This window comes from Nonomuraea sp. GTA35, assembly GCF_041950525.1.
GTDB lineage: Bacteria > Actinomycetota > Actinomycetes > Streptosporangiales > Streptosporangiaceae > Nonomuraea.
The window spans coordinates 1,267,537-1,294,357 of record NZ_JBGNUV010000001.1 but is presented as its reverse complement, the minus strand read 5'-3'; the positions used below and the strand labels follow the sequence as shown (position 1 = coordinate 1,294,357).

General features: G+C 70.7%; 23 protein-coding genes. 13 read left to right on the top strand and 10 right to left on the bottom strand.

Going from position 1 to position 26,821, the window contains the following annotated elements:
- Nucleotides 1-42: 42 nt before the first annotated feature.
- The 3 genes from ACBJ32_RS05830 to ACBJ32_RS05820 all read right to left on the bottom strand — a co-directional run bounded on the left by ACBJ32_RS05830 (nucleotide 43) and on the right by ACBJ32_RS05820 (nucleotide 3,609).
- Entirely contained in the window at nucleotides 43-465 is a 423-nt protein-coding gene (locus ACBJ32_RS05830; protein ID WP_375125776.1) for a winged helix-turn-helix transcriptional regulator, read from the bottom strand.
- 268 nt (nucleotides 466-733) lie between these two features.
- Nucleotides 734-1,735, bottom strand: a complete 1,002-nt coding sequence (locus tag ACBJ32_RS05825) for a MauE/DoxX family redox-associated membrane protein (RefSeq protein ID WP_375125775.1) — start codon at nucleotides 1,733-1,735, stop codon at nucleotides 734-736.
- Nucleotides 1,732-3,609: an ABC transporter ATP-binding protein gene (locus ACBJ32_RS05820; RefSeq protein WP_375125774.1), complete on the bottom strand. Its 1,878-nt coding sequence runs from the start codon at nucleotides 3,607-3,609 to the stop codon at nucleotides 1,732-1,734. The genes ACBJ32_RS05825 and ACBJ32_RS05820 overlap by 4 nt, the downstream gene beginning before the upstream one ends.
- Before the next feature lie 312 nt (nucleotides 3,610-3,921).
- On the opposite strand from ACBJ32_RS05820, the gene ACBJ32_RS05815 reads away from it, so the two are divergent.
- The 7 genes from ACBJ32_RS05815 (at nucleotide 3,922) to ACBJ32_RS05785 (ending at nucleotide 11,148) form a co-directional block, all read left to right on the top strand.
- Complete coding sequence (locus ACBJ32_RS05815) at nucleotides 3,922-4,092, top strand: hypothetical protein (protein WP_357881541.1); 171 nt, start codon at nucleotides 3,922-3,924, stop codon at nucleotides 4,090-4,092.
- Between the two features lie 119 nt (nucleotides 4,093-4,211).
- Entirely contained in the window at nucleotides 4,212-6,806 is a 2,595-nt protein-coding gene (gene lanL / locus ACBJ32_RS05810) for a class IV lanthionine synthetase LanL (RefSeq protein ID WP_375125773.1), read from the top strand.
- Nucleotides 6,807-6,927: 121 nt separating this feature from the next.
- Nucleotides 6,928-7,524 carry a TetR/AcrR family transcriptional regulator gene (locus ACBJ32_RS05805; RefSeq protein ID WP_375125772.1) on the top strand — a complete coding sequence of 199 codons (597 nt, stop codon included), beginning with the start codon at nucleotides 6,928-6,930 and terminating at the stop codon, nucleotides 7,522-7,524.
- A gap of 222 nt (nucleotides 7,525-7,746) precedes the next feature.
- The gene (locus ACBJ32_RS05800; RefSeq protein ID WP_375125771.1) at nucleotides 7,747-8,463 is read left to right on the top strand and encodes an NADPH-dependent F420 reductase; all 717 of its coding nucleotides are present in this window, start codon (nucleotides 7,747-7,749) and stop codon (nucleotides 8,461-8,463) included.
- Nucleotides 8,464-8,711: 248 nt separating this feature from the next.
- Nucleotides 8,712-9,890, top strand: coding sequence for an MFS transporter (locus ACBJ32_RS05795; protein WP_375125770.1), 1,179 nt, complete (start codon nucleotides 8,712-8,714; stop codon nucleotides 9,888-9,890).
- Entirely contained in the window at nucleotides 9,887-10,246 is a 360-nt protein-coding gene (locus ACBJ32_RS05790) for a BlaI/MecI/CopY family transcriptional regulator (RefSeq protein WP_375125769.1), read from the top strand. The genes ACBJ32_RS05795 and ACBJ32_RS05790 overlap by 4 nt, the downstream gene beginning before the upstream one ends.
- Nucleotides 10,243-11,148 (top strand): M56 family metallopeptidase, encoded by a 906-nt coding sequence (locus ACBJ32_RS05785; protein WP_375125768.1) that lies wholly within the window; start codon nucleotides 10,243-10,245, stop codon nucleotides 11,146-11,148. Before ACBJ32_RS05790 ends, ACBJ32_RS05785 begins: the two co-directional genes overlap by 4 nt.
- Before the next feature lie 57 nt (nucleotides 11,149-11,205).
- Here ACBJ32_RS05785 and chrA read toward each other — a convergent pair whose 3' ends face one another.
- The 5 genes from chrA to ACBJ32_RS05760 form a co-directional block, all read right to left on the bottom strand.
- Nucleotides 11,206-12,561 carry a chromate efflux transporter gene (chrA, locus tag ACBJ32_RS05780; RefSeq protein WP_375125767.1) on the bottom strand — a complete coding sequence of 452 codons (1,356 nt, stop codon included), beginning with the start codon at nucleotides 12,559-12,561 and terminating at the stop codon, nucleotides 11,206-11,208.
- A 94-nt stretch (nucleotides 12,562-12,655) separates the two neighbouring features.
- Nucleotides 12,656-13,087 (bottom strand): chromate resistance protein ChrB domain-containing protein, encoded by a 432-nt coding sequence (locus tag ACBJ32_RS05775; RefSeq protein ID WP_375125766.1) that lies wholly within the window; start codon nucleotides 13,085-13,087, stop codon nucleotides 12,656-12,658.
- A complete protein-coding gene (locus ACBJ32_RS05770; protein WP_375125974.1) occupies nucleotides 13,084-13,557 on the bottom strand; it encodes a Chromate resistance protein ChrB in 474 nt (157 codons plus the stop codon). Before ACBJ32_RS05770 ends, ACBJ32_RS05775 begins: the two co-directional genes overlap by 4 nt.
- Before the next feature lie 268 nt (nucleotides 13,558-13,825).
- The gene (locus tag ACBJ32_RS05765; protein ID WP_375125765.1) at nucleotides 13,826-15,076 is read right to left on the bottom strand and encodes an ROK family protein; all 1,251 of its coding nucleotides are present in this window, start codon (nucleotides 15,074-15,076) and stop codon (nucleotides 13,826-13,828) included.
- Nucleotides 15,073-15,918: a PmoA family protein gene (locus ACBJ32_RS05760; RefSeq protein WP_375125764.1), complete on the bottom strand. Its 846-nt coding sequence runs from the start codon at nucleotides 15,916-15,918 to the stop codon at nucleotides 15,073-15,075. The genes ACBJ32_RS05765 and ACBJ32_RS05760 overlap by 4 nt, the downstream gene beginning before the upstream one ends.
- Nucleotides 15,919-16,267: 349 nt before the next feature.
- On the opposite strand from ACBJ32_RS05760, the gene ACBJ32_RS05755 reads away from it, so the two are divergent.
- The 6 genes from ACBJ32_RS05755 (at nucleotide 16,268) to ACBJ32_RS05730 (ending at nucleotide 22,807) form a co-directional block, all read left to right on the top strand.
- Nucleotides 16,268-17,587, top strand: coding sequence for an ABC transporter substrate-binding protein (locus tag ACBJ32_RS05755; protein ID WP_375125763.1), 1,320 nt, complete (start codon nucleotides 16,268-16,270; stop codon nucleotides 17,585-17,587).
- Nucleotides 17,584-18,510, top strand: a complete 927-nt coding sequence (locus ACBJ32_RS05750; RefSeq protein WP_375125762.1) for a carbohydrate ABC transporter permease — start codon at nucleotides 17,584-17,586, stop codon at nucleotides 18,508-18,510. Before ACBJ32_RS05755 ends, ACBJ32_RS05750 begins: the two co-directional genes overlap by 4 nt.
- Entirely contained in the window at nucleotides 18,500-19,363 is an 864-nt protein-coding gene (locus tag ACBJ32_RS05745; RefSeq protein ID WP_375125761.1) for a carbohydrate ABC transporter permease, read from the top strand. Before ACBJ32_RS05750 ends, ACBJ32_RS05745 begins: the two co-directional genes overlap by 11 nt.
- Nucleotides 19,360-20,676, top strand: a complete 1,317-nt coding sequence (locus ACBJ32_RS05740) for a Gfo/Idh/MocA family protein (RefSeq protein WP_375125760.1) — start codon at nucleotides 19,360-19,362, stop codon at nucleotides 20,674-20,676. Before ACBJ32_RS05745 ends, ACBJ32_RS05740 begins: the two co-directional genes overlap by 4 nt.
- Nucleotides 20,677-20,744: 68 nt before the next feature.
- Nucleotides 20,745-21,590 carry a PmoA family protein gene (locus ACBJ32_RS05735; RefSeq protein WP_375125759.1) on the top strand — a complete coding sequence of 282 codons (846 nt, stop codon included), beginning with the start codon at nucleotides 20,745-20,747 and terminating at the stop codon, nucleotides 21,588-21,590.
- Nucleotides 21,587-22,807 (top strand): ROK family protein, encoded by a 1,221-nt coding sequence (locus tag ACBJ32_RS05730; protein ID WP_375125758.1) that lies wholly within the window; start codon nucleotides 21,587-21,589, stop codon nucleotides 22,805-22,807. The genes ACBJ32_RS05735 and ACBJ32_RS05730 overlap by 4 nt, the downstream gene beginning before the upstream one ends.
- Before the next feature lie 259 nt (nucleotides 22,808-23,066).
- On the opposite strand, the gene ACBJ32_RS05725 is transcribed toward ACBJ32_RS05730, so the two are convergent.
- Both ACBJ32_RS05725 and ACBJ32_RS05720 read right to left on the bottom strand, forming a co-directional pair.
- Nucleotides 23,067-24,212, bottom strand: a complete 1,146-nt coding sequence (locus ACBJ32_RS05725) for a polysaccharide lyase family 1 protein (protein ID WP_375125757.1) — start codon at nucleotides 24,210-24,212, stop codon at nucleotides 23,067-23,069.
- A gap of 188 nt (nucleotides 24,213-24,400) precedes the next feature.
- Nucleotides 24,401-25,456: a polysaccharide lyase family 1 protein gene (locus ACBJ32_RS05720; RefSeq protein ID WP_375125756.1), complete on the bottom strand. Its 1,056-nt coding sequence runs from the start codon at nucleotides 25,454-25,456 to the stop codon at nucleotides 24,401-24,403.
- Nucleotides 25,457-26,821: the final 1,365 nt, after the last annotated feature.

The window sequence follows — 26,821 nt, the reverse complement described above, 5'->3', positions numbered from 1 at the left end:
CCATCGTCCAAGGCTGCGCGGAAGGTCAGGACCGGCGAGGTCTCAGTCGAGATCGTCGGGGTCGTGGCCGGCGGCCTGGTCGAAGGCGCGGCGGTTGCCGCGGAGCGTGTCCTGGTTGTCGGCCGCCCACCGGGTGAGCGCCAGGACGGGTTCGGACAGGGTGCGTCCGAACGGGGTGACCTCGTACTCGACCCGGGGCGGGATCTCCGGAAAGACCACGCGCTTGACCAGCCCGTCCCGCTCCAGGCCGCGCAGCGTCAGCGAGAGCATGCGGCGGGAGATGCCGGGCGCCGTCCGCAGCAACTCGGTGAAGCGCATCGGCCCGCTGTCGAGCAACCCGATGAGGATCAGGCTCCACTTGTCGCCGACCCGGTCCAGCACGGACCGCAGGACGTCCGGGTCGTGATCAAGGCACGCCCTGCCCAGGGAACGCAGCACCCTGTCCGCCTCGGTCTGGTGCGACATGGGCTCCCGCCTCCTCCGTATCCCGAAAGTGACCAGGTCACGTTGCTGTTACTGGTTATCGAAGAGTACATCGGTGACCAAAAGTAACTCGCGAGGAGGTGCACCATGCCCGTTGTCGGACCTCGGCCTGGTGTCCGCGTCTTCCCCGGGATGACTCTCAGGTCCCCATGGCCACCCGCCGGCGGGCGCGTAACCGCCGGCGCTCTTCGGGAGTGCCGGCCACCGCGGGCCGGCGCGTCCGCCTTGTTTCCCCGCCGACCGGCTTCACCTACGCCCGGGCGAGCAAGGAAGCCACGTCGGCGGGAGCGGGAACGCCGCCCGCGGCCAGGACGCGCCCGTCCCGTCCGGTGACCACCGCGTAGGGCGGCCACGGGATGCCGTTCGCCTCGAAGACTCCCGCATCGACGACCAGCGGCAGGTCCACTCCGTGTCCAGCCAGATAGGGGCGGGCCTCTTCCGCGTCAGCGGCGGTGACCAGCACCACGTTCATCCGCCGGGCGGCGTCGGTCAGGGCCGGGAGGACGCCGGTGCACAACCCGCAGGCGGGAGAGATCAGCGCGTACAGGACCGGTTCCGGACGGGGCCCGGCCTGCCGGCCGGACAGGATGAAGGGCTCACCCGGGCGCGGTCCCGGCGGGAGTGCCGGGGAGGAGATCCGGGCCGGCAGGAGCGCCGGCGCCAGCAACGCCGCCGCCGTGAGCAGGGGCGCCAGCAGCACGTGCACGGGCTCGAACGGCGCGTCCCCCGCGAGCACCGCCATCAGGGCGAGGACCAGCAGCAACCCCGTGCGCACCAGCGTGCGCACGCTCACCCGGTCTGCCGCGCCGCCGAAACAGCCGCACGCGACGTCGAGGCGGCGTCCGAGCGCCGAGCCGATCGCGGTCAGGAACGTGGTGAACAGCAGCGCGGCCAGCACCCCGCCCCAGCGCCGGGTTCCGGGGAAGCCCAGCAACGCAGCCGTGACCACCTCCGCCGCGATCACGCCGGGCGCGGCGGCCGTGGCGAGCCGGCCGGACAGCAGGCGGTAGCCGGCGATGTCGCGGGCGAAGGCGCGCACGTCCCGGGCCTTGCTCAGCGCGGCGGCCAGCAGCACCACGACAAGGCCCAGGGACGCGGCGGCGCAGACGGCCGATCCCGGCGACAGGGCGTCCTGGTACGCGGCTCCGAGCACTGCTGCCACGCCGTCCGGCACCACCGCACCGCTGACCTGCGCCGCCACACCGTCCCCGACCGCTGCACCGCCCAGCGTCGCCACACCATCGTGGGTCACCGCACCGCCTCCCGGGGCCGCGCCGCCTTCCCGTCGTGCTGGTAGGCGGCGGACTGCAGGCCGTACAGGTCGGCGTAGAGCCCGCCGAGCGCCATCAGCTCGGCGTGTGTGCCCTGCTCGGCCACCCGTCCCCGGTCCAGGACGTAGATCCGGTCGGCGTAGCGGACGCTGGCCAGCCGGTGCGTGATCAGGACGACGGCCCGGCCGTCGGCGTGCAGCCGGATGCGCTCGAACAGGGCGTGCTCGGCGCGGGCGTCCATGGCCGAGGTCGGCTCATCGAAGATCACCAGCTCGGCGTCGTGGTAGAAGCCCCGCGCCACCGCGATGCGCTGCCACTGGCCGCCCGAGAGGTCGTGGCCGCCGCGGAACCGGCGGTCGAGCAGCGCGTCGTAGCCGAGCGAGAGCGTCGACACCACCTCGTCCGCCCCCGCCGCGGCGGTGGCCGCGGCCAGCCGCTCCTCCTCCAGGGGGCGGCCCATGAGGATGTTCTCGCGGACGGTCAGCGGCCAGCGGGTGTGGTCCTGGGCGATCACCGAGACCATCCGGCGCAGATCCAGGCCGGCCAGGTCGCGGCCGTCCCAGCGGATCGTGCCGGACTGCGGCCGGTACAGCCCCGCCAGCAGCTTGGCCAGCGTGGTCTTGCCCGAACCGTTCTCGCCGACCAGCGCGATGACCTCGCCGCGCGCGACGGTCACGCTCACCTCGCGCAGCGCGGGCCGGTCGGCCCCGGGGTAGGCGAAGGTCACCCCGTCGGCGGCCAGGCGGGTGAGTCCCGATGGGGTCAGGGCGGGCGCGGGCACCGTGCGGGTCTCGGCCTCCTCGCGGAAGGTCAGGTAGTCGCCGAAGTACAGGCCCGCCTCGTACAGGCGGTTCAGCGTCTGGACCAGCCCGGCCAGCGAGGACTGGCCCGTTCTGAGGGCGAGCACGGCCGTGCCCGCGACGGCGAGCGGGATGACGCCGGCGGCCAGCAGCCAGGCCAGCGCGCCGTAGACAGCGAGGGTGGCCGCGCCGGTCAGCAGATCGCCGCCGGCCTTCACCATGGTGCGGCGGCGTGCGACGTCGAGCTGGACGCCCTGTTCCAGGTCCGCCACCTTGGCGTACTCGCCGAGGAGGAAGTCGCGCAGCGCGAACGTGCGCACCTCGGCGGCGGGCTGCCGCTCGGCCATCAGGTCGGAGAGCATGAACTTGCGCCGCCGCGCGACCGACAGCCGGTAGAAGGCCTGGTAGCCGAGCCGGGCGGTGCGAATCGCGGCCCAGCCCGCGGGCACGGCGGTGACCAGCAGCAGCGGCATGAGCGCCGGGTGCAGGAACCCCAGCGCGGCCGTCGCCGCCACCACGCCGACCGTTCCGGTCAGCGCGGACACGGTGGTCTCCACGACCGTCGCGGTGTCGGGCACCCCGCTGTCGCGGGCGCGGCGCATCGCGTTGTGGAAGTCGTCGTCGTCGAACGCGGCCAGTTCCACCCGGGTCGTCAGCTCGAACAGCCGGGTCTCCGCGAGCCGTTCGACCTGCGGCTTGAGCCGGGCCTGCGCCCAGCCGGCGGCGGCGAGCAGCGCACCCCGCAGCCCCGTCGCGACGGCCACGAGGACCAGGGCGGGCAGCGCGGCCCGCACCCGCTCGGGAGTGGGGCCGCCGGTGAACAGCGAGGCGAGCACGTCCGAGGTCGCCACCAGCCCGTAGACGGTGAACACACCGGCCAGGACGTTGCCCGCCAGGGCGACCACCGTGTCGAAGGGGGCGGCCTGCCATGCCAGCCGCAGGGCGGAGCCGACCAGGAACGGCAGGCGGCGAGCGATCTTGCCGAGGCTCGCGGTCAGCAGCTCCTCGTCGCGGCTCTCCCAGTACGCCGCCGCCAGCCCCAACCGGTCCCCCATCGGCGGGCCGGAGGCTTTACGCCGCGTTTTTCCCCAAAACCTCATACCGCATACGAAATAGGGCAGATCATCCCGTCAATCTAGGTCAGCCTTGCGGGCCTGTAAAGGTGCGCCGCAAACACAATTCGCACTGTTACAACGCATTGCTGCATGCTTATGGACATATCAGAGCAGACATGCTCATAATGCCTCCGTTTGGCCGTGACTCTCATAGTGAGTCATGGTCAGGGCAGCGGTCACGGCACCCATCGTGTGCACGTGCCATGCCCGTACCTGCTACGACCGCTCACAGCGGTCAGGGAAGGAGACTTCATGTCGGTACTGGCTCTGGAGCCCCGCGACGCCGGTGTGCTGGAGTTCGAGGACCTCGACGTCGACTTCGACGGTGAGCTGGCCAAGCTCCTGCACGGCCCTCAGGCCTGCGTCAACACCTGCAAGCGCACGGTGTGCAGCAGCTTCCCCTGCTGCCCTTCCATCGTGTGACCCCTCGGTAACCGGCGTGCGGATCCGCGGTAATGCGGAACCGCACGTTCACCGTGGCCGGAAAAGGCCGAATTTCTTTGGGTCGACCTCAGTTCGAGCCGGTTACCGGGGTGAGAGATATGAGCGCGTCCGCCGTTGTCAATGTGCCGGACGTCCTGGCCGAGTTCGCCGCCGCGCACGGCCGCGACGTTCACCAGGACGAGACCTGGATCAGCGTGCACGATCCCGCAGGCGGCATGCCGGCACAGGGGTGGAAGATCCACGTGTCGGCGCGTCCGGGCACGCTCGGGGAGACCCTCGCACGCGCGCTGCCGGTGCTGCTGGCCCACGGCTGCGATTTCAAGGTCGCCCGGTCTCCGGACACGCTCAGGGAGCTCAACTCCGGTGACCTCGACGCGGGTGCGGTCGGCAAGGCCATCACCGCCTACCCTGCCCAGGACCGGGTGGTCGCGCTCGGGCACGCCCTCGCCGACGCACTGACCGGGCTGGCCGCCCCGCGCATCGTCAGCGACCGGCGCGTACGCGCCGACGCCCCCGTCTACTACAGGTACGCGCCCTTCGCTCCCCAGTACCGCGTCGACGAGAACGGCGACTTCGAGCTCGTCGTGGTCGGCCCGGACGGCGAACGGGTGCCCGGCGCCGCCGGCCCGGAGTTCTCCTGCCCGCCCTGGGCCACCGACCCGTTCCGCGCTCCCTCCCGCGGCCAGCCCGGAGAGCCCTCCCGCGACCGGCCCGCGGAGCCCGCTCGCCTGATCGGCAACCGCTACCGGATCACCTCGGGAGTCGTGCGCGGCCCGCGCGGCAACGTCTACCGCGCCACCGCCCCGGACGGCCGCCCCGTCATCGTCAAGGAGGCGCGTGCGTACGTCGGTGAGAACACCGAAGGCTGGGACCTGCGCATGTACCTGCGCAACGAGCTGCGCGTGCTCGGCGCGCTGCGCGGGCTGGAAGGCGTGCCGGCACCGCTCGACCACTTCCGGCACGGCGAGGACGAGTTCCTGGCCATGACCGACGCGGGCAGCCTCGACCTCAACCGCTACGTCGGCGAGAACGGCCTGTTCGCCGACGGGAGCGCCACACGCGATCTCGGCGCGCTCGCCGCGCGGCTGCTGGCCGTGCTCGACGCCGTGCACGCGCGCGGCGTCGTGGTCCGCGACCTGTCGCCCAAGAACGTCGTCCTCGGCGACGACGGCGGCTGCACCCTGATCGACTTCGGCAACAGCAGGTACGACGGCCTGCAACTGCCCGGCTGGACCCGCGGCTACAGCGTGCCCGACCAGCACACCGGCCGCGACTCCGAACCCGCCGACGACTACTTCTCGCTGGGCGCCACGCTCTTCTTCGCCTGCACCGGCATGAACCCGCTCATGATCGACCCCGATCCCGCCGCCAACGCCGAGCGCACGCTCCTGTGCCTGGAACGCATCTTCCCCGGCGTCACGACGGGAGTCGTCGGGCTGGTGCCGCGGCTGATGAGCCCGGATGCGGACACGCGCGCCGCCGCGGCCGCCGACCTGCGCGCCGGGCGGCTCACCGGGCAGCTCACCAGGCGTCCCGGGCCGGCGGCGAGGTCCGTCCGTTACACCGGTGAGCTGCTGTCGCGGGTGCTGGAGCACACCGTACGGGAGTGTTCCCGCTTCGCCGAGAGCCTCATGGAAGGCCCGGACGACGCCCGGCGCGGCACCCCGCCGGTCACCAACGTCTACGCCGGCTCGGCGGGCCTCGGGATGGAGCTGCTGCACCACACCGAGAGCAAGGACGTCGCCGCCGACCTGGCCCGCTGGACGGCACGCGTCATGCCGGCCGCCGTCCTGCCGCCCGGCCTCTACTTCGGGCGCACCGGGACGGAGGTGTTCCTGGCCACCGCCCGGCTCGCGGCCGTGCCCGAGCTGCCCGGACCGCTCCCGTTCGACCTGGCGGGTGACCAGCGGGCCGACCAGGCGCACGGCGTCGCCGGCATCGGCAGCGGGCATCTGGCGCTCGCGGCGCTCGACCCCGATCCGCGCCATCTCGCCGTGGCCGCCGAGTGCGCCAGGAGGCTGATCGCCGGCGAGGTCACCGCGTCCGAGGACGCGGTCGCCCCGGCGCAGCCGGGAACCGGTGTGGCGGTGGACGCCGCCTACGCGCACGGCGCGGCCGGCTGTGCCGACTTCCTGCTCTCCTACCACGAGGTCACCGGCGACGGCCCGGCCGGCGCGGCCGCCGCCCGCGAGATCGCCGCTCTGGCCGTGACGGCGGAGGCGCTCCTGGACGAGCTGGCCGGCCCCGACGCACGCCCGATGGGGGCCTCCTGGTGCCAGGGCATGGCCGGCATCGTCACGACCCTGGCCCACGCCGCCCAGGTCTGCGGCGACGAGCGCTACCTGGACCTGGCCGAGCGGGGCGCGCGAAGCTGCCTGGCCATCGCACCGGGGGCCTGGGTCGTCTCGCAGTGCTGCGGATTGGCGGGGATCGGTGAGGCCCTGGTGGACCTGGCCATGGTGACCGGCGAGTCCGCCTATTGGCGTGGCGCGGAGGAGATCGCCGAGCTCATGCTGCTGCGGGCGGGCGGCGCGTTCGAGGCTCCCGCCTTTCCGGGGAACGATCTGGACAAGGCCGGGTACACCTGGGGCACCGGAGCGGCGGGCGTCCTGTCGTTCCTGCGCCGCCTCAACCTCCGTACCGGCCCGCGCCTGTGGACGGCCTGGACGTCCGTCGGCGCCCCCGCTCGCTGATGCCCTCTGGAGCCCCGCAGGCAGCGAATTGACCGGATGCTGCCTCCGTTTTAGACTGCGACACGAGTACGGAGACAGCCTCCGTTTCGATGGCGTCGCCGAAATCGCAGGCGAGGGGCACATGAGCGACAGCAGGCAGCAGGGGCGCAAGCCCCGCGCGGACGTGTTGCGCAACCGTGCCGCCCTTCTGGAAGCGGCTCAGCGCCATTTTCTGAAGTACGGGATCGGCACGTCCCTGGAGGCGGTGGCCAAGGAGGCGGGCGTGGGGCCGGGCACGTTATACCGGCACTTCCCCACCCGGGAGGCGCTGCTGGCTGCCGTGCTGCAGACGCGCACCAAGCAGCTGGCGGCCCGCCGGGCGGACATCGCGCAGCTCGAAGACGCCTCCGAGGCGCTCCGGCAGTGGCTGAGGGCGATGGAGGAGTACTTCAGCGCCTTCAGCGGGCTACCGGAGCCGCTCATGGCCGCAGCCAGGGCGCAGGATCCCGGCAATCCGCTCACGGTTCCCTGCGCCGCCCTCATCGCCACCACCGACGAGTACGTGCGCGCCGCGCAGCTCGCGGGACACGTGCGCCCGTCGGTACAGGGCTACGACCTGTTCCTCGCGGCCGTCTCGGTCGCCTGGGTCAAAGGCACCGGCGCCACCGACGACGTGTCCCTCGACCGCCTTCGTGCTCTCGTCGAGAGCGGATACCGCGAGCGGGACGACGCGGCGTAGGCCACCGGTCGCCCCGCTTCCTCGCAGCGTCGAGCCTTGTTCCTGCGAACCCGGGCCCCGTCGTGATCGCAGGACTGGGTGATCCTCGAGGTCGCCCCGGCCCGCAGAGCCGCAAGAGAAACGATCCGTCCGCGCCGCCTGATCCGCACGGCCGCGAGCCAGCCACCACAGAACCCGCCCGGACCGCTTGGTCCTGGGCGCACACACGAGCGAGGAGCAGCGATGCCTACTCTGGGAATCATCGGAAGCGGGAACATCGGGGCCGCGGTCGCGCGGCTGGCGGTGGCAGCGGACATCGACGTGGTGATCGCCAACTCGCGCGGCCCGCAGAGCCTGACGGGCCTGGTCGAGGAGCTGGGGCCGCGAGCCACGGCGGGCACCGTCGAGCAGGCCGCCCGCGCCGGGGAGGAGACCCTGCTCAGCATCCCGCTCGCCGCGTACCGCTCCCTGCCCGCCGACCTGCTGCGGGACCGGATCGTGCTGGACACCGGCAACTACTACCCCCACCGCGACGGCCGGATCGCCGAACTCGACTCCGAGGAAGTGACCACGACCGAGCTGGCCCAGCAGCTGCTGCCCGGCGCCCTGCTGGTCAAGGCCTTCAACAACATCCTGGCCCACCACATCCCGCAACTCGCCCGGCCTGCCGGGGCCCCGGACCGCACCGCCCTGCCTGTCGCCGGCAACGACTCCGGCGCGAAAGCTCGGGCAGCGGAGCTGATCGACCGGCTCGGCTTCGACACCGTCGATGCCGGAACTCTGGACGAAAGCTGGCGCTTCGAGCCCGAGTCCGGCGCTTACACCCGGATCTACCTCGCCGACCCCGACGTGCCTGCCGAGCACATGCTCCGGTCTCCCGCCGCACCACTCCCGGCCGGCAAGCTGCGCGCGGTGTTGCAGACGGCCCAACGCGTGAAGGTGGCCGAACGCACCTTCTGAGCGCCACTCGTCCAGGCGGTCTCGGCGTTCTGACACGCCTGTACATCGCGTCGTCCCCGACGGCCTCCACCATGTCCCCCGGCGGAGATGCGCGGGTGGGAGAAGGGGGCGCCGACCCGTAGAACGCCGGCCTGCCCGCTCGTCGATGACAGTCCTGCCCTCCACGCAAGGGCGTCTACTACACGCTGTAGCATTACACGCCGTAGTAGAGATGGCCCGTCCGGGGGCTGTCCTGTGAAGGAGACGTGATGCGGCGCTCGGCTCAGCTGGTCATCTCGGCCACGGTCTTCGTCGACCTGCTCGGCTTCACGCTGATCCTGCCCGCGCTGCCGTTCTACGCCTCCGGGCTCGGGGCCACCGGGGTGTGGTTCGGGGCGTTGATGAGCGCCTACTCGGTGGCCCAGCTCGTCGCCGCGCCCGTGCTGGGCCGGCTGTCCGACCGGTACGGGCGGCGGCCGCTCGTGCTGCTGGCCCTCGCCGGGTCGGCGGTCTCCATGACGTTCACCGGCCTGTCCACGTCGCTGGCCGGGCTGCTGGCCTGCCGGCTGCTGGCGGGGGCGTGCGGCGGGAGCATCTCGGTGGCGCAGGCGTACCTGGCCGACGCGGTGCCGGCCGGGCGGCGTACCGGGGCGATGGCGCAGCTGGGGGCCGCCATCGGGCTGGCGTTCGTGATCGGGCCCGCGCTGGGAGGCGTGCTGGCGCCGCTCGGGTTCGCCGCGTGCGCGTACGCGGCGGCCGGGCTGGCGGCGGCCAATCTGGTGGCCGCCCTCGTCTGGCTTCCCGAGCCTGACCGCCGCCCGGCCGCCGAGCCGCACGAGGCTGCGGCAGAGCGGCGCGGCTCGGCGGCCGGGGTCACGGGCAGGCCCGTGGCGCTGCTGGCCGGAAGCGGGTTCCTGGCCATGGCCGCCTTCGTGGGGATGGAGACCACGCTGGCCTTCCTCGGCCGCGACCGGTACGGCTGGGACGCCACCGCGATCGGCCTGGCGCTGGCGGCGGCGGGGCTGGCCATGGCCCTCGTTCAGGCAGGACTGGTCGGATGGCTGGCACGCCGGTGGGGCGACGCGCGGGTCGCGGCGGCCGGGGCGGTGACGATGGCCGCGTGCATGGCGGCCGTGGCGGTGTCGGTGACGTGGTGGCAGTGCCTGGCCGCCGTCTGCCTGCTGGCCGCCGGGCACGGCCTGCTCACGCCGACCGTCTCCAGCCTGCTGGCCGCGGCGGGGCCGCCGGAGCAGCGCGGCGCGCGGCTGGGGACCGGGCAGTCGGCGGGCGCGGCGGCACGGATCGCCGGGCCGGCGGCGGCCGGGTTACTGTTCGACGCCGGGGCGGCGCTACCGTACCTGGCGGGAGCGGCGGTGGCGGCGCTGGCGGCCGTGGCCGTGCTGGCCGTGCCCACCCTGGAGCACGCGGGAGGTGAGGAGAGGGCGTGAACAGCCTCGGCGAGCTGGAACGGTCGATCATGGAGGTGCTGTGGAGCACCGGCGAGTGGCTGACCGTGCGCGAGGTCGTCAACCGGCTCAGCGACCGCAACAACGCCTACACCACGGTGATGACCGTGATGAACCGGCTCGTCCGCAAGGACTTCATCCGCCGCGAACGCGACGCCGACGGCCGTACCTGGCGTTACCGCCCGGCGGCCGGGCGGGAGGCGTACGTGGCCGAGCTGATGCTCTCGGCGCTCGGCGAGACCGGCGACCGGCTCGCCGCGCTGGGCCACTTCGCCCGCTCGGTCAGCCCGGAGGAGGCCGAGGCGCTGCGCCAGGCCCTGCCGCGGGAGCTGTCGTGACCTACGCCGTCCACCACGTCCTCACCCTGCTGGCGGCCCTGTCGGCCATGGCGGCCATGCTGCGCTCCCGGCTGCCCTGGCGGGCGCCGCGTACCTCGCTGCTGATCTGGCAGGCCACCGGCCTGACCCTCGTGCTGTCCGTGATCGGCGCGGCGATCGCGCTCGGCCTGGCCCCCTACCGGCTGGGCGTCGTCCCCGCTCTCGTGGCCTTCACCCGCGACCTGACCGGCGGCTCCCTGCCCGCCGCGCTCACGCCCCTCCATCTCCTGCTCACCGCCGGCGGCATCGCGGTGACCGGCTGGGTGGTGGCCGCCTTCGCCCGCAGCGTCAGGTCCGTGGCCGCGCTGCGGCGCCGGCAGCGGTCGCTGCTCGGCCTGATCGCCCGGCCACATCCCGAGCTCGCCGAGGCGCTGGTGGTGGACCATCCGGCGGTGGCCGCGTACTGCGTGCCGGGACGCAGGTCCGCGATCGTCGTCAGCACCGGCAGCCTCGACCTGCTCACCGAGCAGGAACTGCGGGCGGTGCTCGCGCATGAGCGGGCGCACGCCCGCGAACGCCACGACCTGGTGATCCTGCCGTTCGCCGCCCTGCACCGCGCCTTTCCCGCCAGCCGCCATCTCAGGTCCGTGCTGGACGCGGTCGCGCTGCTGGTCGAGATGCGCGCCGACGACCACGCCGCCCGGCAGAACGGCCACCTGGCCGCGGCGCTGCGCCGCTTCCGTACGTGCGAGCGCCTCGTCCCGCCGCCCGGCACCCTCGGCGGCACCGGCCACGACCTCGACGCGCGCATCGGCCGGCTCGCCACCCCCGCGCGCGTCTCCTGGCAGGTCCGGGCCCTGCTCCTGGTCATCGCGGTGACAGTGGCGAGCACCCCGCTCAGCCTGTTCCTGCTCCCCCTGTGACGCCGCCAGAGCGGCGAGGGCCGGCGGGAGAGAGCGCGCTGTCCGGGCGGGGCATCTTCACGGCAGCAGGAGCGTCCCGATGCCGAGCAGGGCGCAGATGCCGAGGATGCGCAGCATCGGCCACTTGAGGATGAACGTCATGACGAGCGCCGCCGCGGTGATCGTCGCGGCGACGGGGCTGAGCGTGCCCGGGTCGGGGAGCGGGATGGTGAACGGGCCCCATGCCCAGGTGAAGGTGCGCCCGAACAGGGTGTGCTCGGCGAAGTAGAGCGCCAGGTTCGCGATGACGCCCACCACGGAGGCGGTGATGCCGGTCAGTGCCGCGCTGATGGCGGCGTTGTGGCGCAGCTTCTCGACGTAGGGGGCGCCGAGGAAGATGAACAGGAAGCACGGCACGAACGTCACCCAGGTCGTCAGCAGCGCCCCCAGCAGGGCGCCCGCCCATGGCGTCAGGGCGCCGGGGTCGCGGTAGGCGCCGAGGAAGGCGACGAACTGCACCACCATGATGAGCGGGCCGGGCGTGGTCTCGGCCAGGGCCAGGCCGCGCACCATCTCCCCCGGGCTCAGCCAGCCGTAGACCTCCACGGCCCGCTGGGCGACGAAGGCCAGCACCGCGTACGCGCCGCCGAAGGTGACCAGCGCCGTGCCGGAGAAGAACAGCCCTTGGGTGGTGAAGACGCTGTCGGTGCCGAGCAACAGCGCGACCGCGGCCACCGGCAGCCACCACACGACCAGCCCCACGGCCAGGATCGTGCCCGCCGAGCGCAGGCTCGGCTGGGCGTGGTGCAGGGCGTCGTCGGGGATCAGCGGCGCCGGGCCGCCGTCGCCGCCGTGCCCGTTGCCCTTGGCCAGCACGTGCGGGGCCAGCCTGTGCACCGCCCAGCCGATCAGGGCGGCGACGGCGATCACGATCGGGAACGGCACCCCGAACAGGGCGAGCGCGCCGAAAGCGGCCACCGCGACGGCGACGAACAGCGGATGGGTCAGCGACCGTTTGGCGACCCGGATGACGGCCTGGGCGACGATCGCGAGCACTGCCGGGGCGATCCCGGCGAACAACGCGGTCACCACGCCGGTGTCCTGCCACAGCACGTACACCGCCGAAAGCACCAGCAGCGCGAGCATGCCCGGCAGCACGAACAGCGTCCCGGCGACCAGGCCGCCCCGGGTGCCGTTCAGCAGCCAGCCGACGTAGATGGCCAGCTGCTGAGCCTCCGGGCCTGGCAGCAGCATGCAGTAGTTCAGGGCGTGGTTGAAGCGTTGCTGGCCGATCCAGCGTTTCTCCTCCACCAGGGTGCGCTGCATGACGGCGATCTGCCCGGCGGGGCCGCCGAAGGTCTGCAACGAGATCAGGAACCAGGCCCGCACGGCCTGCCGGAACGGGATCACATCACGGGGAGCTTCGATGGTCATGACGGCCTTTCAACGGGGCGGGCAGGAATCCGGCCGGCCGGGAGGTGGGTGAGCGCCATCGTGCGCAGCAGGCCGGCCACCCGAGTTTTCGGGCTCATGCCGGTTCCCGCCCGAGCAGCAGGGCGCGCCGGTGGAACTCGTACAGCCCGTCGAAGAGCGGCCCGGTGATCTCCAGCACCCGCTCGTCGTCGCAGATCATGGACAGCCCGCGCAGGATCACGTCCACGCCGCGCGCCTCCGGCGCGTCGAACCGCTCGTCGTCGATGTCGGCCTCGTGCACGATCTCGGCCAGCTTCCACAACACCGGATCGTCGAGCTCGTAGCGGCGCAGGATCGTCTCGAAACTGCAGTCACCGCCGTGATGCGACAGCTCGGCCCCACGCATGTCGAACGGCGTCGCGTCCGCCGGCACCAGCGCCGGATCGCCGACGAACACGAACTCCGGCTCCGGATCGACGTGCCGCCGGATCAGCCAGGCGCACGCCGCCCGGTCGATGTGCACGCCCGCCCGCGTCGCCCACTTCATCGGCCACCCTCCACGACGGCTGTCTCCGCCAGCGCGCGCACCGCCCGCTGCGCCGTCTCCTTCTCCGCGGGCGGGAAGTAGTCGCGCCGCCCGATCCGGCGCAGCTCGGCCTGCAGCCGCTTGACCGTACGGCTCCGCTCCCCCGGTCTGGCCCGCTCCGCTGCGCCCGCCTGCTCGATCACTGCCCGGTACTCGGCCGCCCGTGCCTCGCGCATCTCGGCGGCGATGGCCTTCTCCTGCGCCGTGTTGCCCGCGACGGCCAGCCACACGGTGGCGGTGCCCGCCATCTCGCCGATCTCCTCGGCGATCCAGTCCAGCTGCTCACGGGTGCGGGCGTCGGCGGGCAGCGCCACCAGCCCGTCCCCGAGCCGCGCCACGCCGAGCCGGTCGAGCTTGCGCCAGATCGTGATCCGCAGCGTCGAGGGCTGGCGCGGGATCCGGTACGCCAGCAGCACCCACTGCCCCGCCATCCCCGTCACTAAGCCTCCATCATGCAACCATAGTTACTGAAACCATGGTTACACACGACGGCTGTCACGTAAAGCGGCTGCACGTGTACGGGGCAGCGGGGCAGGAGACGAGGCCGCCGGTGCGGCAGGCGGCCACGACCCGGCGGGCGGCGAGATCGCCGTCCACGATCGCGACGGCGTGCGTGCGGGGGCGAGCAGGTTGCGGTCGGCGGCCATGCCCTGATCTCGGCGCGGGATGATCCCGGGTCCGCTTCACCGCCGGATGCCCTCACGCAGGCGATGCCGGGGACCGGGATGGCGGGCGTGTCAGCCAGGCGGTCGGGTGCTGCCTGATCTGGTCGATGGAGGTCAGGGCGGCGCCGATGACGGCGGCGTCGGGCCCCAGGAGGGCGGGCCGGATCGTGATGGGCGCCCACGCGGTGCTGAGGACACGCTGGGCGATCTCCGCCCTGATGTTCGTGGTGAGCCAGGACGCCAGGAGGGAGAAACTGCCGCCGAGCAGGATGGTGTCGATGTCGAGGATGTTGAGCATGTCGGCCAGGGCGATGCCCAGTGTGGTGCCGGCGGTGTCGAGCGCGGCCAGCGTGGCGGGGCTGCCGGCCTCGGCGTGTTCGGTGACCGTGACCTCGGGGGTGGCGCCGCCGGGTACGGGGGCGTCGCTGAGGATGGCCTGGAGGCTGGCGTAGGTCTGCAGGCAGCCGCGCGAGCCGCACGGGCAGGGCTTGCCGTCGGGGTGGACGGTGACGTGTCCGAGCTCACCGCTCCAGCCGCGGGCGCCGCGCATGAGCTGCCCGTCCACGACGATGCCGGCGCCGATACCGAGCCCGCCGGAGACGTAGACGAAGCTGTCGAGGGTGTTGTCGCTGGCGTAGAGCTCGCCGAGCGCGGCGAGATTCGCCTGGTTGTCGACGGTCAGCGGCAGGTCGAGCGGGGCGATGGCGCCGCGCAGCAGGGCCCCGGCGTCGACGTTGCGCCAGCCGAGCTCGGGCGCGGACCGCGCGATGCCGTCGTGGACGGGGCCGGGGACGGCCAGGGTGGCGGTGACGACGGTGAGGTCTTCCGCGGCCATGGCGTCGAGCGCGGCACGTGCCATGTGGGCCAGGCGGGTCAGCACGTCGGGGGCGCTTCGGCCGGCGAAGGTCGACGGGGTGAAGGCCAGGTGGCGGACGGTGCCGGTGAGGTCGACGACGCAGGCGGCCAGGGCGTCGGCGCGGATGTCGAGGCCCAGCCCGGCGGGCCCCCTGCCGGACAGGGTCAGGCCGACGCGGGGGCGGCCGGCGCGGCCGTTGTGGGTCAGGCTCGTCTCGGCGATGAGCTGTCCGGCCAGGAGTTCCTCGGCGATGCGGGTGATGGTGGGGCGGGTCAGGCCGGTGCTCGTGGCCAGCTCGGTGCGGGAGATGGGCTGCCCGGCGGCGAGGATGTGCCGGAAGACCAGTTCGAGGTTGAGGGTGCGCAGGTTCTCCTGCCGGACGGGTCTTTCCGGTTGCCGGGGCCGGCTCGGCCGGATGTTCCCGGTCATGTCGCCTGCCGGGCGGTGGCGGCGAGCTCGGCGGCGGTCGCGGGAGACAGGGCGCCGTCGGCCACCACGGCGACGACATGCCGGTCGACGCTCTCTCCCGGAGCCAGCACGAACGGCTTGTCCCAGCTCAACGACGAGCAGACGCCGAGGTAGTCACGTGCGCGGACGAACCACCGGCTGCCCGCGGTGATCTCGTCGGCGGCGGTGAAGACCATCGTCCAGGCAAGCCCGGCGCGGTCGGCGCCGGCGATGGCGATCCAGTCGGCGGTGTGGCCGTGGACCTGGTGCAGGCCGTCACCGGCCGGGCTGAGGACCCGGGCGATGTCGGCGACGGCCGGGCCACGCCAGAAGATGCCGCCGTTGCCGGCGCCGACCCGGCCCAGCGCGGCCGGGCTGCGAAAGGTCAGCGGGCGCTCGGCGACGTTGGTGAGCCGGGTCCGGACGCCGAGCGACCAGGCGCTCTCGCTCATCCACCGGCAGGTGATCGAGCGTTGCTCCGCCAGCAAGGTCGCCTCGTGGGCGCCGATCCACTGCAGGGTGTGCGCGAGTTCGGTGTTGGTGCGGCGTGTCCACCGTTGGTGGCGTTGTGTGCCGTGGTTGTCCAGCCAGGCCGGGCCGTGGCCGGCGACGAAGGTGCGGCCGCCCCAGAAGTTGCGCCCGTCGAGCTCGGGGAAGGCGACGCTGATCCCGAACTGGTGGGGGTGGGAGTCGGGCGCGGCGTCGGTGACGGTGATGCCGGCCAGCGTGCGTACGGGGTGCAGGTAGGGCCGTGGCGAGGAGGACAGGGGCAGGTCGGGCTCCCATACGTACTGTGCGACGTCGTGTCCGCGCAGGCGCAGCACGGCGACACCTCGTGACCGGCCGGCCGGCACCGGGTGAACGCCGGAAGCATGCATGATCGCATCGCCGCCTCTCCTTGCCTCGATGAAGCCGAGGTTCTCTCCCCAAGGTCGATGTGCTTGTCGAGCGTACGGCAATCGCCGTCATCGCCCGGTTCGAGAGACCTCCGCGCTGGGTGCGGTAAGCGCTTGCCCCCGTCGGGGACCCCGCTGCGAGAGGGGGCTCATATGGGAGGTCGAAGACTTTGGGCTTTATTTGTTTCATGGATTGACGTAACCCGCCTGCGGCCGTAACGTGACCGTCAACTCGGGGGAGACATAGCGACACATTTCACGAAGGGACCGCGCCCCGATGATGGATAGAGCCCACATCGCGCCCAGCCGTCGCGATCTGATGAAGATGGCCGGGCTCTCCGGCCTCGGCCTGGCCCTCGCCGCCTGCGGCCGGGGTTTCGGCGGGGGCGGCGAGTCCTCCGGCGGCGGGATCGAGCTGAACATGGCCTGGTGGGGCGACGCTGACCGCGCCACCAAGACCCAGGCCGCGCTCGACCTGTTCATGAAGCAGAACCCGACCATCAAGATCAAGACCGAGTACCAGGACAGCGGCCCCTACAAGGACAAGCTGGCCACACGTTTCGCCGGGGGCAACCCGCCCGACCTGATGATGATGCGGATGGACTCTCTGCGGGAGTACGCCGACCGCAAGGCACTGCTCAACCTCAACGACCACGCCGGCGTCGTGAACACGGCCAACCTCAGCCAGGCGGCCAAGGACCTCACCAAGGTCGGCGACGCCACCTACGGCATCCCCTCGGGCCTGAACACCATCGGCTTCGTCGTCAACAAGGCGATCACCGACCAGTACGGCGTGGACATCCCCGACGGCAACACCTGGACGTGGGAGGACCTGGCCACGTTCGCCAAGGAGATCTCCGGCAAGAGCGGCAAGAAGGTCTACGGCACCCTCGTCGACCCCGCCACCATGGCCAACGTCATCGTCTATGTCGCCCAGCAGGGCGAGGACTTCTTCACCGCCGACGGCAGGTTCGGCGCCAGCGAGGCCACGCTGACCAGGTGGTTCCAGATGTTCGAGGACATGCGCAAAGAAGGCGGCTTCCCGCCCGCCGGCTTCGTGGAGACCGTCGGCTCCTCCCCCGAGCAGTCCTACATCGCCAAGGGCTCGGTCGCCTCGCAGATCATCCCGACCAACAACTTCCTGCGCTACAACCAGGTCTCCGGCGGCAACCTGCAGCTGCTACGCATTCCCGGCGAGGTCGGCGGCAAGCGCCGCGGCATGAACATCGGCACCCCGGCCCTGTGGTCGATCGCCGCCGCCTCCAAGCACCCCCAGGAGGCGCTCGAACTGCTCGACTTCCTCATCAACGACGTCGAGGGCGGCAAGGCGATGAAGACCACCCGCGGCGTCCCGGCCAGCAGCGCCGTCGCCGACGCGATCAAGCCTTCGCTGGACAGGGAAGACCAGGTGGCCACCGACTACCTGATCGGTCTGCAGAAGGAGGAGCTGCTGGTGGTCCCGCCGTACCCGAAGGGCGCCAGCGCCATCCAGGACGCGCTGACCGCGGTCGCGCCTGAGGTCGAGCACGGTCGCGTGACGTCGGCCGAGGCCGCCAAGAAGATCATTGCCGAAGCGGCGAAGGCCCTGCCGCAGTGACGGTGACGCACGTCAAGGACCGGGCCGTGTCCACGGTGACGGCAGCGCCCGGCAAGCCGCGCCAGGACCGGTCGGGTTACCTGTTCATCCTGCCCTGGCTCCTCGGGATGGCCTTCACGGTCATCCCGTTCTTCGCCTCGCTGTACCTGTCGTTCACCGACTACAACCTGCTGAACGCGCCGAGCTGGATCGGACTGGACAATTTCGCCAAGATGTTCTCCGACGCCACCTGGTGGCAGTCGGTCAAGGTCACGGTGGTCTACACGTTCGTGTCGGTCCCGCTCTCGCTGGCCATGGCCCTGGGGATCGCCATGCTGCTCAACCGCGGCGTGCGCGGCCTGCCGGTCTACCGGGCGGTCTTCTACCTGCCCTCGCTGCTGGGCGGCAGCGTGGCACTGGTACTGCTGTGGCGCTACATCTTCGGCCTGGACGGCATCGTCAACAGCTTCCTCGGCTTCTTCGGCATCGAGAAGATCGCCTGGACCTCCGACCCGGACTTCACCCTCACCACGCTGATCATCCTGCACATCTGGACGTTCGGCTCCCCCATGGTGATCTTCCTGGCCGGACTGCGGCAGATCCCGGCGATGTACTACGAGGCAGCCGCGATCGACGGGGCGAACAAGTGGATGCAGTTCCGCAGGATCACACTGCCGCTGCTCAGCCCGATCATCTTCTTCAACCTGATCCAGTCGCTGATCTCGTCCTTCCAGACCTTCACGCAGGGCTACATCTTCAGCGGCGGCAAGGGCGGGGCGGCCAACTCGACCCTGTTCTACAACCTCTACCTCTACAAGCAGGGCTTCGAGCAGTTCCACATGGGATACGCCTCGGCCATGGCCTGGATGCTGTTGATCATCATCGCCGCGTTCACCGCGCTCAACTTCCTCCTGGCCAAGAAGTGGGTGCACTATGACAACTGACGACAGCTACGTCGAGCGCCTCGGCAACAGCCGCGGCAAGCGATTCGGCAAGCACCTGCTGCTCTGCCTGGCAGGTGGAGTCATGCTCTACCCGCTGGCGTGGCTGGTGGCCAGCTCGCTCAAGCCCAACGATTTGATCTTCAAGGACCTGTCGCTGTGGCCCTCGGAGTGGGACCTGTCCAACTACACCGAGGGCTGGACGGCCCTGGCGTACCCGTTCGATCTCTACCTGGTCAACTCCCTGGTGATCGCGGTCCTGACCATCATCGGCAACCTGATCTCGTGCTCGCTGGCCGCCTACGCCTTCGCCCGGCTCAACTTCCGCGGGCGCAAGCTGTTCTTCGCGCTGACGCTGGGCACCATGATGCTCCCCGGTCACGTGCTGCTGGTCCCGCAGTACATCCTGTTCAACAGGATGGGCTGGCTGGACACCTTCTACCCGCTGATCGTGCCGAACTTCCTGGCCACCAGCGCCTTCTACATCTTCCTGATGGTCCAGTTCATCCGGTCGCTGCCCAAGGAACTGGACGAGGCCGCCCGCATCGACGGCGCGGGCACGTTCCGCATCTTCTGGAGCGTCATCCTGCCGCTGTGCAAGCCGGCCTTCGCCACCACGGCGATCTTCACCTTCATCTCGTCCTGGAACGAGTTCTTCAGCCCCTTGCTCTACCTGACCGAGCAGGAGCTCTACACCGTGCCGCTGGCGCTGCGACAGTTCATCGATTCGGAGGGCCAGTCGCAGTGGGGGCAGATGTTCGCCATGTCGTTCGTCTCGCTCGCGCCCGTCATCGGCTTCTTCATCGCCGGCCAGAAGTACCTGGTCAAGGGCATCGCCACGACAGGACTGAAATGAGACGCTACGCCTTCGTCGGCACCGGCTCGCGCGCCCAGATGTACCTGAGCGCCCTGCTCGGCCCCTTCGCCGACGCCGGAAGGCCGGTCGCCTTCTGCGACACCAACGAGGTGCGCATGGCCTACTACGACCGATTCGTCCGGCTCCCCCACTTCGGCCCCGAGCAGTACGACCAGGTTCTCAAGCTCGCGGACGCCGTCGTGGTCACCTCCCCCGACCACACCCACGCCGGCTATGTCAGCCGCGCGCTGCGGCACGGCGTGAACGTGATCGTCGAGAAACCCATGACCATCGACGTGGCAGGGGTCCGCGAGATCCGCGAGGCCCTGGAGTCCAGTACGGCCGAGCTGACGGTCACCTTCAACTACCGCTACTCCCCGCGCAATTCCCTGGTGAAGGAGCTGATCCCGCAGATCGGCGAGGTCACCTCGGTGAGCTTCGAATGGTGCCTGGACACGGTGCACGGCGCCGACTACTTCCGCCGCTGGCACCGGGACAAGTCCGCCTCCGGCGGGCTGCTGGTGCACAAGTCCACCCACCACTTCGACCTGGTCAACTGGTGGCTCGACGACGTGCCCGAGGTCGTCTTCGCCCGCGGCGGGCTGCGCTTCTACGGCGCGGAGAACGCCCGGCGGAGAGGGCTCGGGCCACGGCCGGAGCACGGTCAAATGGACGGGGATCCCTTCGGCATCGACCTGGCCGCCGACGATCGCCTGCGCGAGCTGTACCGCGACGCCGAGCACCTGGACGGCTACATCCGCGACCGCGACGTCTTCTCCGACGGCATCACCATCGAGGACAACCTCAACGTCGTGGTGGGCTACCGGCGCGGGGCGTCGATGTCCTACTCGCTGCACGCGCACTGCCCGTGGGAGGGATACCGCGTCGCGATCAACGGTACGGCGGGGCGTATCGAGCTGGAAGTCGTCGAGCGCCCTCACGTGGAGGCCGGGGGCGCGGGGGCCAGGATCGGCGCGGCCACCGCCTCGGCCGTCCTCGACCCCACCGCCGAAGACGACGGGAGCGCCGGCCGTAGCCCGGAAGAAGAGCCACGCACGCGCGGCAGCCGCCTGCTCCTCCAGCGGCACTGGGAACCGGCACGTCTGGTTCCCGTACCAGAAGGAGCAGGCGGCCATGGCGGTGGCGACGCGATGCTCCTGAACGACGTCTTCCGCGGCCCCGCAGGCGACCCGTTACGCCGGGCGGCGGGGTTCGAGGCGGGCGCCGCGAGCGTGCTCACCGGGATCGCCGGAAACGAGTCCCTGCGCACGGGCCGTGCCGTCCACCTGGAGGAGCTCGATCTGGGGGGATGAGTGTCCTCATCGATCTGCCGTACGCTGGGGAATCGCAGCGGCTGAGACGGAGAGTCGGCGAGGTGACCATGCGAGTTCCTCCGGAGGGCGCCGCCATGCTGAGCGTGTCAGGGCAGGAGGTGGCCCGCTACGTCTGGCACAGCGAGCTGCCCTTGTCGAGCTCACCCCGGCCGTTCCTGCACCCGGTGCGCACGCTCGGCGGCCACACGGTCACCGACGCCGCGCCCGATTCCCACTCCCACCAGTTCGGGATCAGCATCGCCTTTCCCGACATCGAGGGGACCAACTTCTGGGGTGGGCGCACCTTCGTCGCCGGGCACGGCCCCGCCTGGCTGGACAATCATGGTCAGGAGGTGCACCGGCGCTGGCTCCGCCGAGCCGGCTCCCACCTGTCGCACCTGCTGAACTGGGTCGGCGCGGACGGAAACGTCCTGCTGCGAGAGAGGCGCACGATCACCTGCCGGGCGCTGGACTTGACCGCCTGGGCACTGAGGGTGGACAGCCGGCTGACCAACGCCACCGACCGGCCGCTGACCGTATGCAGTCCGGCGGCCAGAGGCCGGATCGGCGCCGGATATGGCGGGCACTTCTGGCGAGGCCCGGCCGAGGCCGGGGCAACCGTCCTCTCGCCGTTCGGCGAGGGGGTGGAACGGATCCACGGGCGGGAAGCGGACTGGGTCGCGGTCACCACGAGCCGGTGGAGTCTGATCTTCGTCCCCGGTGACGCGGCCACCGCGCGCGACAGGTGGTTCGTGCGCGCCCGCGACTACCTGGGCGTCTGCTCCGCGCTGGCCTGGGACGAGCCGCTCGCGCTGCCTCCCCTGCAGACCGTCGGCCGCCAGGTGGTCACCGTCGTCGTCGACGGGCGCGTCGATGCCGAGCTCGCCGCGAAGCTCGCCCGGACGGCGGCATGACGGGACGCCTGCAGCCCAGCCCCCTGCCGAACGGCGCCGTCCGGCAGGAGAGCCTGCGCAGCATCAACCTGGAGCTGGTCTTCCGCCACATCGCGGCGGCGAACCGCCCCATCTCCCGCACCGAGCTGGCCACCGTCACCGGCCTGACGCGGCCCACGATCACCCGCATCGTCGAGGAACTGCTGTCCGGCCGCCTCATCATCGAGTCCTCGGTCGCCCACAACGGCCGCGCCGGGCGGCCCCGGGTCGGGCTCACCCTGTCCAGAACCGGCCCCGTCGGCCTCGGCCTCGACATCCGCGCCGACGAACTGGCCATCTGCGTGGTCGATCTCAGCGGCACCGTGCGCCACCTGTCCTTCCACCGCGCGGCAAGCCGCGACGCGCCGACCGTACTGGCCGACCTGGCGGCGATGGCTCGCACCACGATGGAAGCCGTCGCGACCGATGAGCTGACCGTCGTCACTGCCACCCTCGCCGCCCCTGGACCAGTCCACGACGGCGTCGTGCAGTCGGCGCCCGCGCTCGGCTGGCGTGGCGTCCAGGCCGCCGGCCCGCTGCGCGACAGCCTCGGCATTCCGGCCTTCGTCGACAACGAGGCCAACCTGGCCGCCCTGGGTGAGATGTACGCCTCCGGCACCACGGACGCCAGCTTCGTCTACGTCTCCGGCGGGCTCGACATCGGCGCCGGGATCGTCCTGGACGGGCAGCTCATGCGTGGCACGCGCGGCTGGAGCGGCGAACTCGGGCACGTCACGGTGTATCCGGAGGGCGAGCCGTGCCCGTGCGGATCGCGTGGATGCCTTCAGACCTACGCCGGCCTGCCGGTCATCCTGGGCAAGGAGCGCCCGCCGACAGGCGTCACGCCGGAGGCTGTGATCATCAATCAGGCCGAGACCGGCGACCCTCAGACTCTGGCGGCGCTCGAGCGGGCCGGTACGGCGCTGGGCATCGCGCTGTCGAACGTGCTGAACATCCTCGACATCAACACGGTTCTGCTGGGAGGCAGCTTCTCGCTGCTGTCGTCGTGGATCATCGCCAACGTCAGGGCAGAGATCGACAGGCGCGTGCTGACCGCCTCATGGGCGCCCATCGCGATCCGGCCCGCGATGCTCGGCCCCGACGCCGCGGTCATCGGCGCGGCGCTGACCTCCATCGACCAGATCCGGCAGCATCCGACGACCTGGCTGGCGCAGCAGCCGCGTCCGTCCTGGTCGTGACGGGGTGGCGTCGTCCGAGTCCAAGAGGTCGAGTGGTTGACGCGCTCCCGGGCCGAAGGCCCGGAGATTGTCGCCCGTGCCGCGGATGATCTGCGCGAAGGACCGGTGATGGAACTCGCGGCGCCGCGTCGGCGGCCTTCGCGTGCAGCCGGGCGATCTTGAGGCGCTGAGGCGCAGCCCGGCGCGCTCGGTGTCGTGCCGGGCTCGGTTCAGCGGTTCCGGTTGCCGGTTCGGGCGCCGCAGGTGCGGAGGTGCGCGACTACGGCGTCACGTTGACGACGCCGACGCCGGCGTTCCGCATGACCTGGGTCTTGGCGTCCTGGGGGGTGAGTGCGGTGTAGGCGTACGGCACGGTGAAGTCCGTGGTCGACTTCAGATGCTCGTGCGGGGTGTTCACGTAGGCGTTGTTGACCAGGTTCCAGTACCCGGTCGTGTTGCTGCCGTAGAACCAGCCGACCGGTCCGTGGATGTCGCCGGTCACCTCGTCCACCTGCCCGGTGCCGACGTTCTCGAAGTAGTTGCCCTCGACGAGTACCTGCGCGCCCATCCGGGCGTTCACGGCGGTGTCGGCCACGTCCTGGAAGTAATTGTTCAACATGTGCACATGCGAGCGCCTGATCAGCGGCACGCGGGAGTTCACGTTGCGGAACCAGTTGTTGGCGAAGGTGATGTAGTCGCTCGCCGAGCTCTGGCTGTCGCCGCCGGCGGTCAGCGTCGTCTTCCACGAATCGTGCAGGTAGTTCCACGAGATCGTGACATACGCCGCGCCGTCCTTGACGTCGATCAGACCGTCGTAGTAGTCCTTGTCCACGTCCGGGAACTCGTTGTAGATCTCGTTGTGGTCGATCCAGACGTTGGAACTCGATTTCTGGACGGTGATGCCGTCCCGCTCCCCGGTGTCGACGTGGTGGATCCTCAGGTTCTGGATGACGACGTTGCGGGAATTGCGGAGGCTGAGCCCTACCCCGTCGAACTCGCCCCGCGTCCCGACGCCCAGGATGGAGACGTTCTCCACGTCGTTGACATGCATCTTGTCCCGGCCGAAGTCGGCCGCCCTGATCGTCTCGTCGACGTAGACGACCAGGCCCTCGCCGGACCCGGTCCGGTCATCGTGCTCCTTGAACAGGTCGTACATCGCGTCGCCGGGGTTGGAGTAACCGGCGCTGCGCCAGTACTCGCTGAGGGTGTACTCGTGAACCACGTCGGCTCCGAACCCGCCGGTGGTCCCCCCGTTCATCGAGGCGTACCCGACCGGCTGCCCGGTCCGTGCGGAGGCCGCCGGGACCCTGGCCTGCGGGGCTGAGCCGGCCCGGCCGGCTTCGGAGGCCGCGAGCTGGCGGGCGTTGCCGCTGTCGCTGAAGGCCGTTGCGGCGCCTACCGGGGAGACGAGGGTGGTGGCAGCCACGGCTGCCAGGATGGTGAGCCCGGATGCCAGAACGGCCGCCCGCCGACGACGGCGAGATGGCCAGGATAACTTCACGATCTTTCCCTTCCTTCGGACGGATGCGGATCACCGCCGGGCGGCGGGGGACGCCCGCCGCCCGGTGTGCTGAGTCGGTTTGAGGCGTGGTGCCGGTTCCGGCTCGGCGTTCGTCAGGTGCCGATGTTGGCCTGGGGGCCGGCGTAGGTCCGCAGGAGGCCGGGCACGTCGGCGGCCGGGTCGAGCGTGTAGGAGTAGAAGCTCCTGGGGTCGAAGGCGGTGCCCTTCTCCTTGACCTTGCCGCTGCCCCAGGTGCTGTTGACCACGATGTTGCCGCGCTGCACCAGCTCGCCGGCCTCGACGTAGTAGGGGTCCTTCACGGTGTCGTAGTAGCTGTTCTCGATGACCGCCTTGGTCTTGCCGCGCACGAAGTTGCCGTACCCCGTGATGTTCTGCAGGTAGTTGTTGTACATGTGCAGGTTGGCGATGTTGTCCGCGCTCGGGTTGCGCGAGTTGGTGTTCTGGAACCAGTTGTGATGGATCGTGATCTTCGAGGTGACGTTGTCGGTCCAGCCGATGCCGAAGGTCTTGTTGTTCTCGACGAAGTGGTTCCACGACACGGTGAGGTTCGTGGTGTCCTTGCGGCTGTCGAGCAGGCCGTCGTTCATCCGGGTCAGCCGGTTGTGGTCGATCCAGATGTGATCGGCGGTGTCGATCTGGATGGCGTCGTAGTCGTAGGAGTCGTCGCCCGGGTCGTCGTCGGGCATGCGGGTGTCGCGGATGGTCAGGTTGCGGATGATCACATTGCTGACGCCGGCCTTGAGGAAGAAGCCGCCGCCGACGATCTCGCCCTTGGTACCGACTCCGACGATGGTCTTGTTCGAGCCGACGCGCAGCTCCGTGCCCTTCGGACTGATGTTGATCGTGCCGGCGACCTTGATGATGTACGGCTCGGCGGCCGTCACGTACTTGTTGAGGTCGGCCTGGTTGGTGACCGTGACGGTCTGCCCGCCCGCACCGCCGGTGGTCGGGCCGCGGCCGTTGCCCGGCAAGGCGGCGAAGCCGTCGGGAGTGGACGGCCAGGAGCGCGCCGCGGCGGCCCGCTTCTCGTTCGTGGTGGCGCCGGCCGGCGCGACGGCCGTGATGACGGCGACGGAGGCGAGCAGCGACAGAGCCGCTGCCGAGGCCAGTGCGGTGACTCCGCTACGGGACGGCATGATCGACTTCACGGTGTTCTGTTCCTTCCTGTGGGGGCGACCCGGCAGTTCACCGGGCCGGTCGGTTCTGGAACATGTGTTGACGGTTGCGGCCACCGCCGAAGCCCCCTGAGCATGCGCGCAGGCGGACGCCGACGTGCGCAGCAGAGAACAGGGGCGGGCAGAGACGCGGGGCCGTACGAAACGCGGTCCGGCCGGTCCGGGAACCGACGCAGCATCGCAGTTCAGCGGCCTGGACATCTCACACACCGCTCGCGAGCGTCGTGAGGGCCCGAATCCCGGCGATGCTCTCACATGATCGGGGGTGCGCCCTCACTGTAAGGAGCACCTCAATTAGAGTCAATGGCTTTCGGTAATTATTTGTTACATGCGTTTCCCCAACCTGACATCTCCCGGAGCGCCGGCACCCACCTCGCCGGCGCCCCCGTTGGCGCAGGTCAGCATCAGGACGCGCACCGGAGCCCGTGGTCATCACGCCTTACAGAAGGATCGCCGGCCTGCCCCGCCTCCGGGAGCACGAGCCGCCGGCAGCGGCGGGCAGGTCGATGCCCCTCCGGGCGCTCGGGGACCACTCCGGCCACCGCCGCGACGCAAGACCGTCCGCCGGGGGCACGCCTCGACGGAGGCGGCGTGACAGACGTGGAAGAGGACGCACTTGTCCATGTTCTTGCAATCGGTTGTTGCAGAAATACCGACACAACCAGGCATAACTCCTAGTAGCGTTTGCAGTTTTACCTAGATGTATTGACGTTTCCAGCATGTAACGTCAAGGTGTCTGCAACCGGTTGGCATCGGAATGCACAAAGGTGACATCGTGACAGCACCCCTGATGATCCTCCCGCGCACCTCACCACTCCATCCGGCCTGCTTCACCGCGCTCGCCCACCGGACCGCAGCCACCGCAGTGCCACTCGGACGGCCGTTCCGGACCCGGAAGTCATCCGTCCCGCGGACGCTCCCAGGACGGCGTGCTCCTCCTCCGGGACCAACCTCAGTCAGGCCGGCAGTGATCGGCTCGTCTTCGCGAACATGCGATTACTCTCTGGCGAGTAAATGCCCGACGCCTCGCCGTCTGCGGACGCGCTCTCCCGGCAGCGCTTTCGCGGCTGCCGCGTCGAGGGCCTCTCCTTGCGGCGAACGGGTCCTTCTCCCGGCGCCGCGGGCACGGTGAATTTCTCACGAGTGACGCTCCGGTCGTTCCGACCGAATATCGCGTCCGAGGAGATTCGCCGTCTGCTTCTGTTCACGCTGGTCCCGTTCTGCCGAAGGCTGGACTTCGCCCCTCGGGGGCCTGGCCTTACGACCTCGGCGAGACAGCGGCGCATCTGACATTCGACCACCGATTTCACGGTGCCCCATGTCCACGATCCGCTCAGC

Coding starts and splice junctions, on each gene's coding strand:
- ACBJ32_RS05820 (WP_375125774.1), bottom strand. CDS start 3,609: ATGGGGGACCGGTTGGGGCTGGCGGCGGCGTACTGGGAGAGCCGCGAC.
- ACBJ32_RS05755 (WP_375125763.1), top strand. CDS start 16,268: ATGATGGATAGAGCCCACATCGCGCCCAGCCGTCGCGATCTGATGAAG.
- chrA (WP_375125767.1), bottom strand. CDS start 12,561: ATGACCATCGAAGCTCCCCGTGATGTGATCCCGTTCCGGCAGGCCGTG.
- ACBJ32_RS05765 (WP_375125765.1), bottom strand. CDS start 15,076: ATGACCGGGAACATCCGGCCGAGCCGGCCCCGGCAACCGGAAAGACCC.
- ACBJ32_RS05740 (WP_375125760.1), top strand. CDS start 19,360: ATGAGACGCTACGCCTTCGTCGGCACCGGCTCGCGCGCCCAGATGTAC.
- ACBJ32_RS05815 (WP_357881541.1), top strand. CDS start 3,922: ATGTCGGTACTGGCTCTGGAGCCCCGCGACGCCGGTGTGCTGGAGTTC.
- ACBJ32_RS05805 (WP_375125772.1), top strand. CDS start 6,928: ATGAGCGACAGCAGGCAGCAGGGGCGCAAGCCCCGCGCGGACGTGTTG.
- ACBJ32_RS05745 (WP_375125761.1), top strand. CDS start 18,500: ATGACAACTGACGACAGCTACGTCGAGCGCCTCGGCAACAGCCGCGGC.
- ACBJ32_RS05800 (WP_375125771.1), top strand. CDS start 7,747: ATGCCTACTCTGGGAATCATCGGAAGCGGGAACATCGGGGCCGCGGTC.
- ACBJ32_RS05795 (WP_375125770.1), top strand. CDS start 8,712: ATGCGGCGCTCGGCTCAGCTGGTCATCTCGGCCACGGTCTTCGTCGAC.
- ACBJ32_RS05735 (WP_375125759.1), top strand. CDS start 20,745: ATGCGAGTTCCTCCGGAGGGCGCCGCCATGCTGAGCGTGTCAGGGCAG.
- ACBJ32_RS05775 (WP_375125766.1), bottom strand. CDS start 13,087: ATGAAGTGGGCGACGCGGGCGGGCGTGCACATCGACCGGGCGGCGTGC.
- ACBJ32_RS05730 (WP_375125758.1), top strand. CDS start 21,587: ATGACGGGACGCCTGCAGCCCAGCCCCCTGCCGAACGGCGCCGTCCGG.
- ACBJ32_RS05770 (WP_375125974.1), bottom strand. CDS start 13,557: ATGGCGGGGCAGTGGGTGCTGCTGGCGTACCGGATCCCGCGCCAGCCC.
- ACBJ32_RS05830 (WP_375125776.1), bottom strand. CDS start 465: ATGTCGCACCAGACCGAGGCGGACAGGGTGCTGCGTTCCCTGGGCAGG.
- lanL (WP_375125773.1), top strand. CDS start 4,212: ATGAGCGCGTCCGCCGTTGTCAATGTGCCGGACGTCCTGGCCGAGTTC.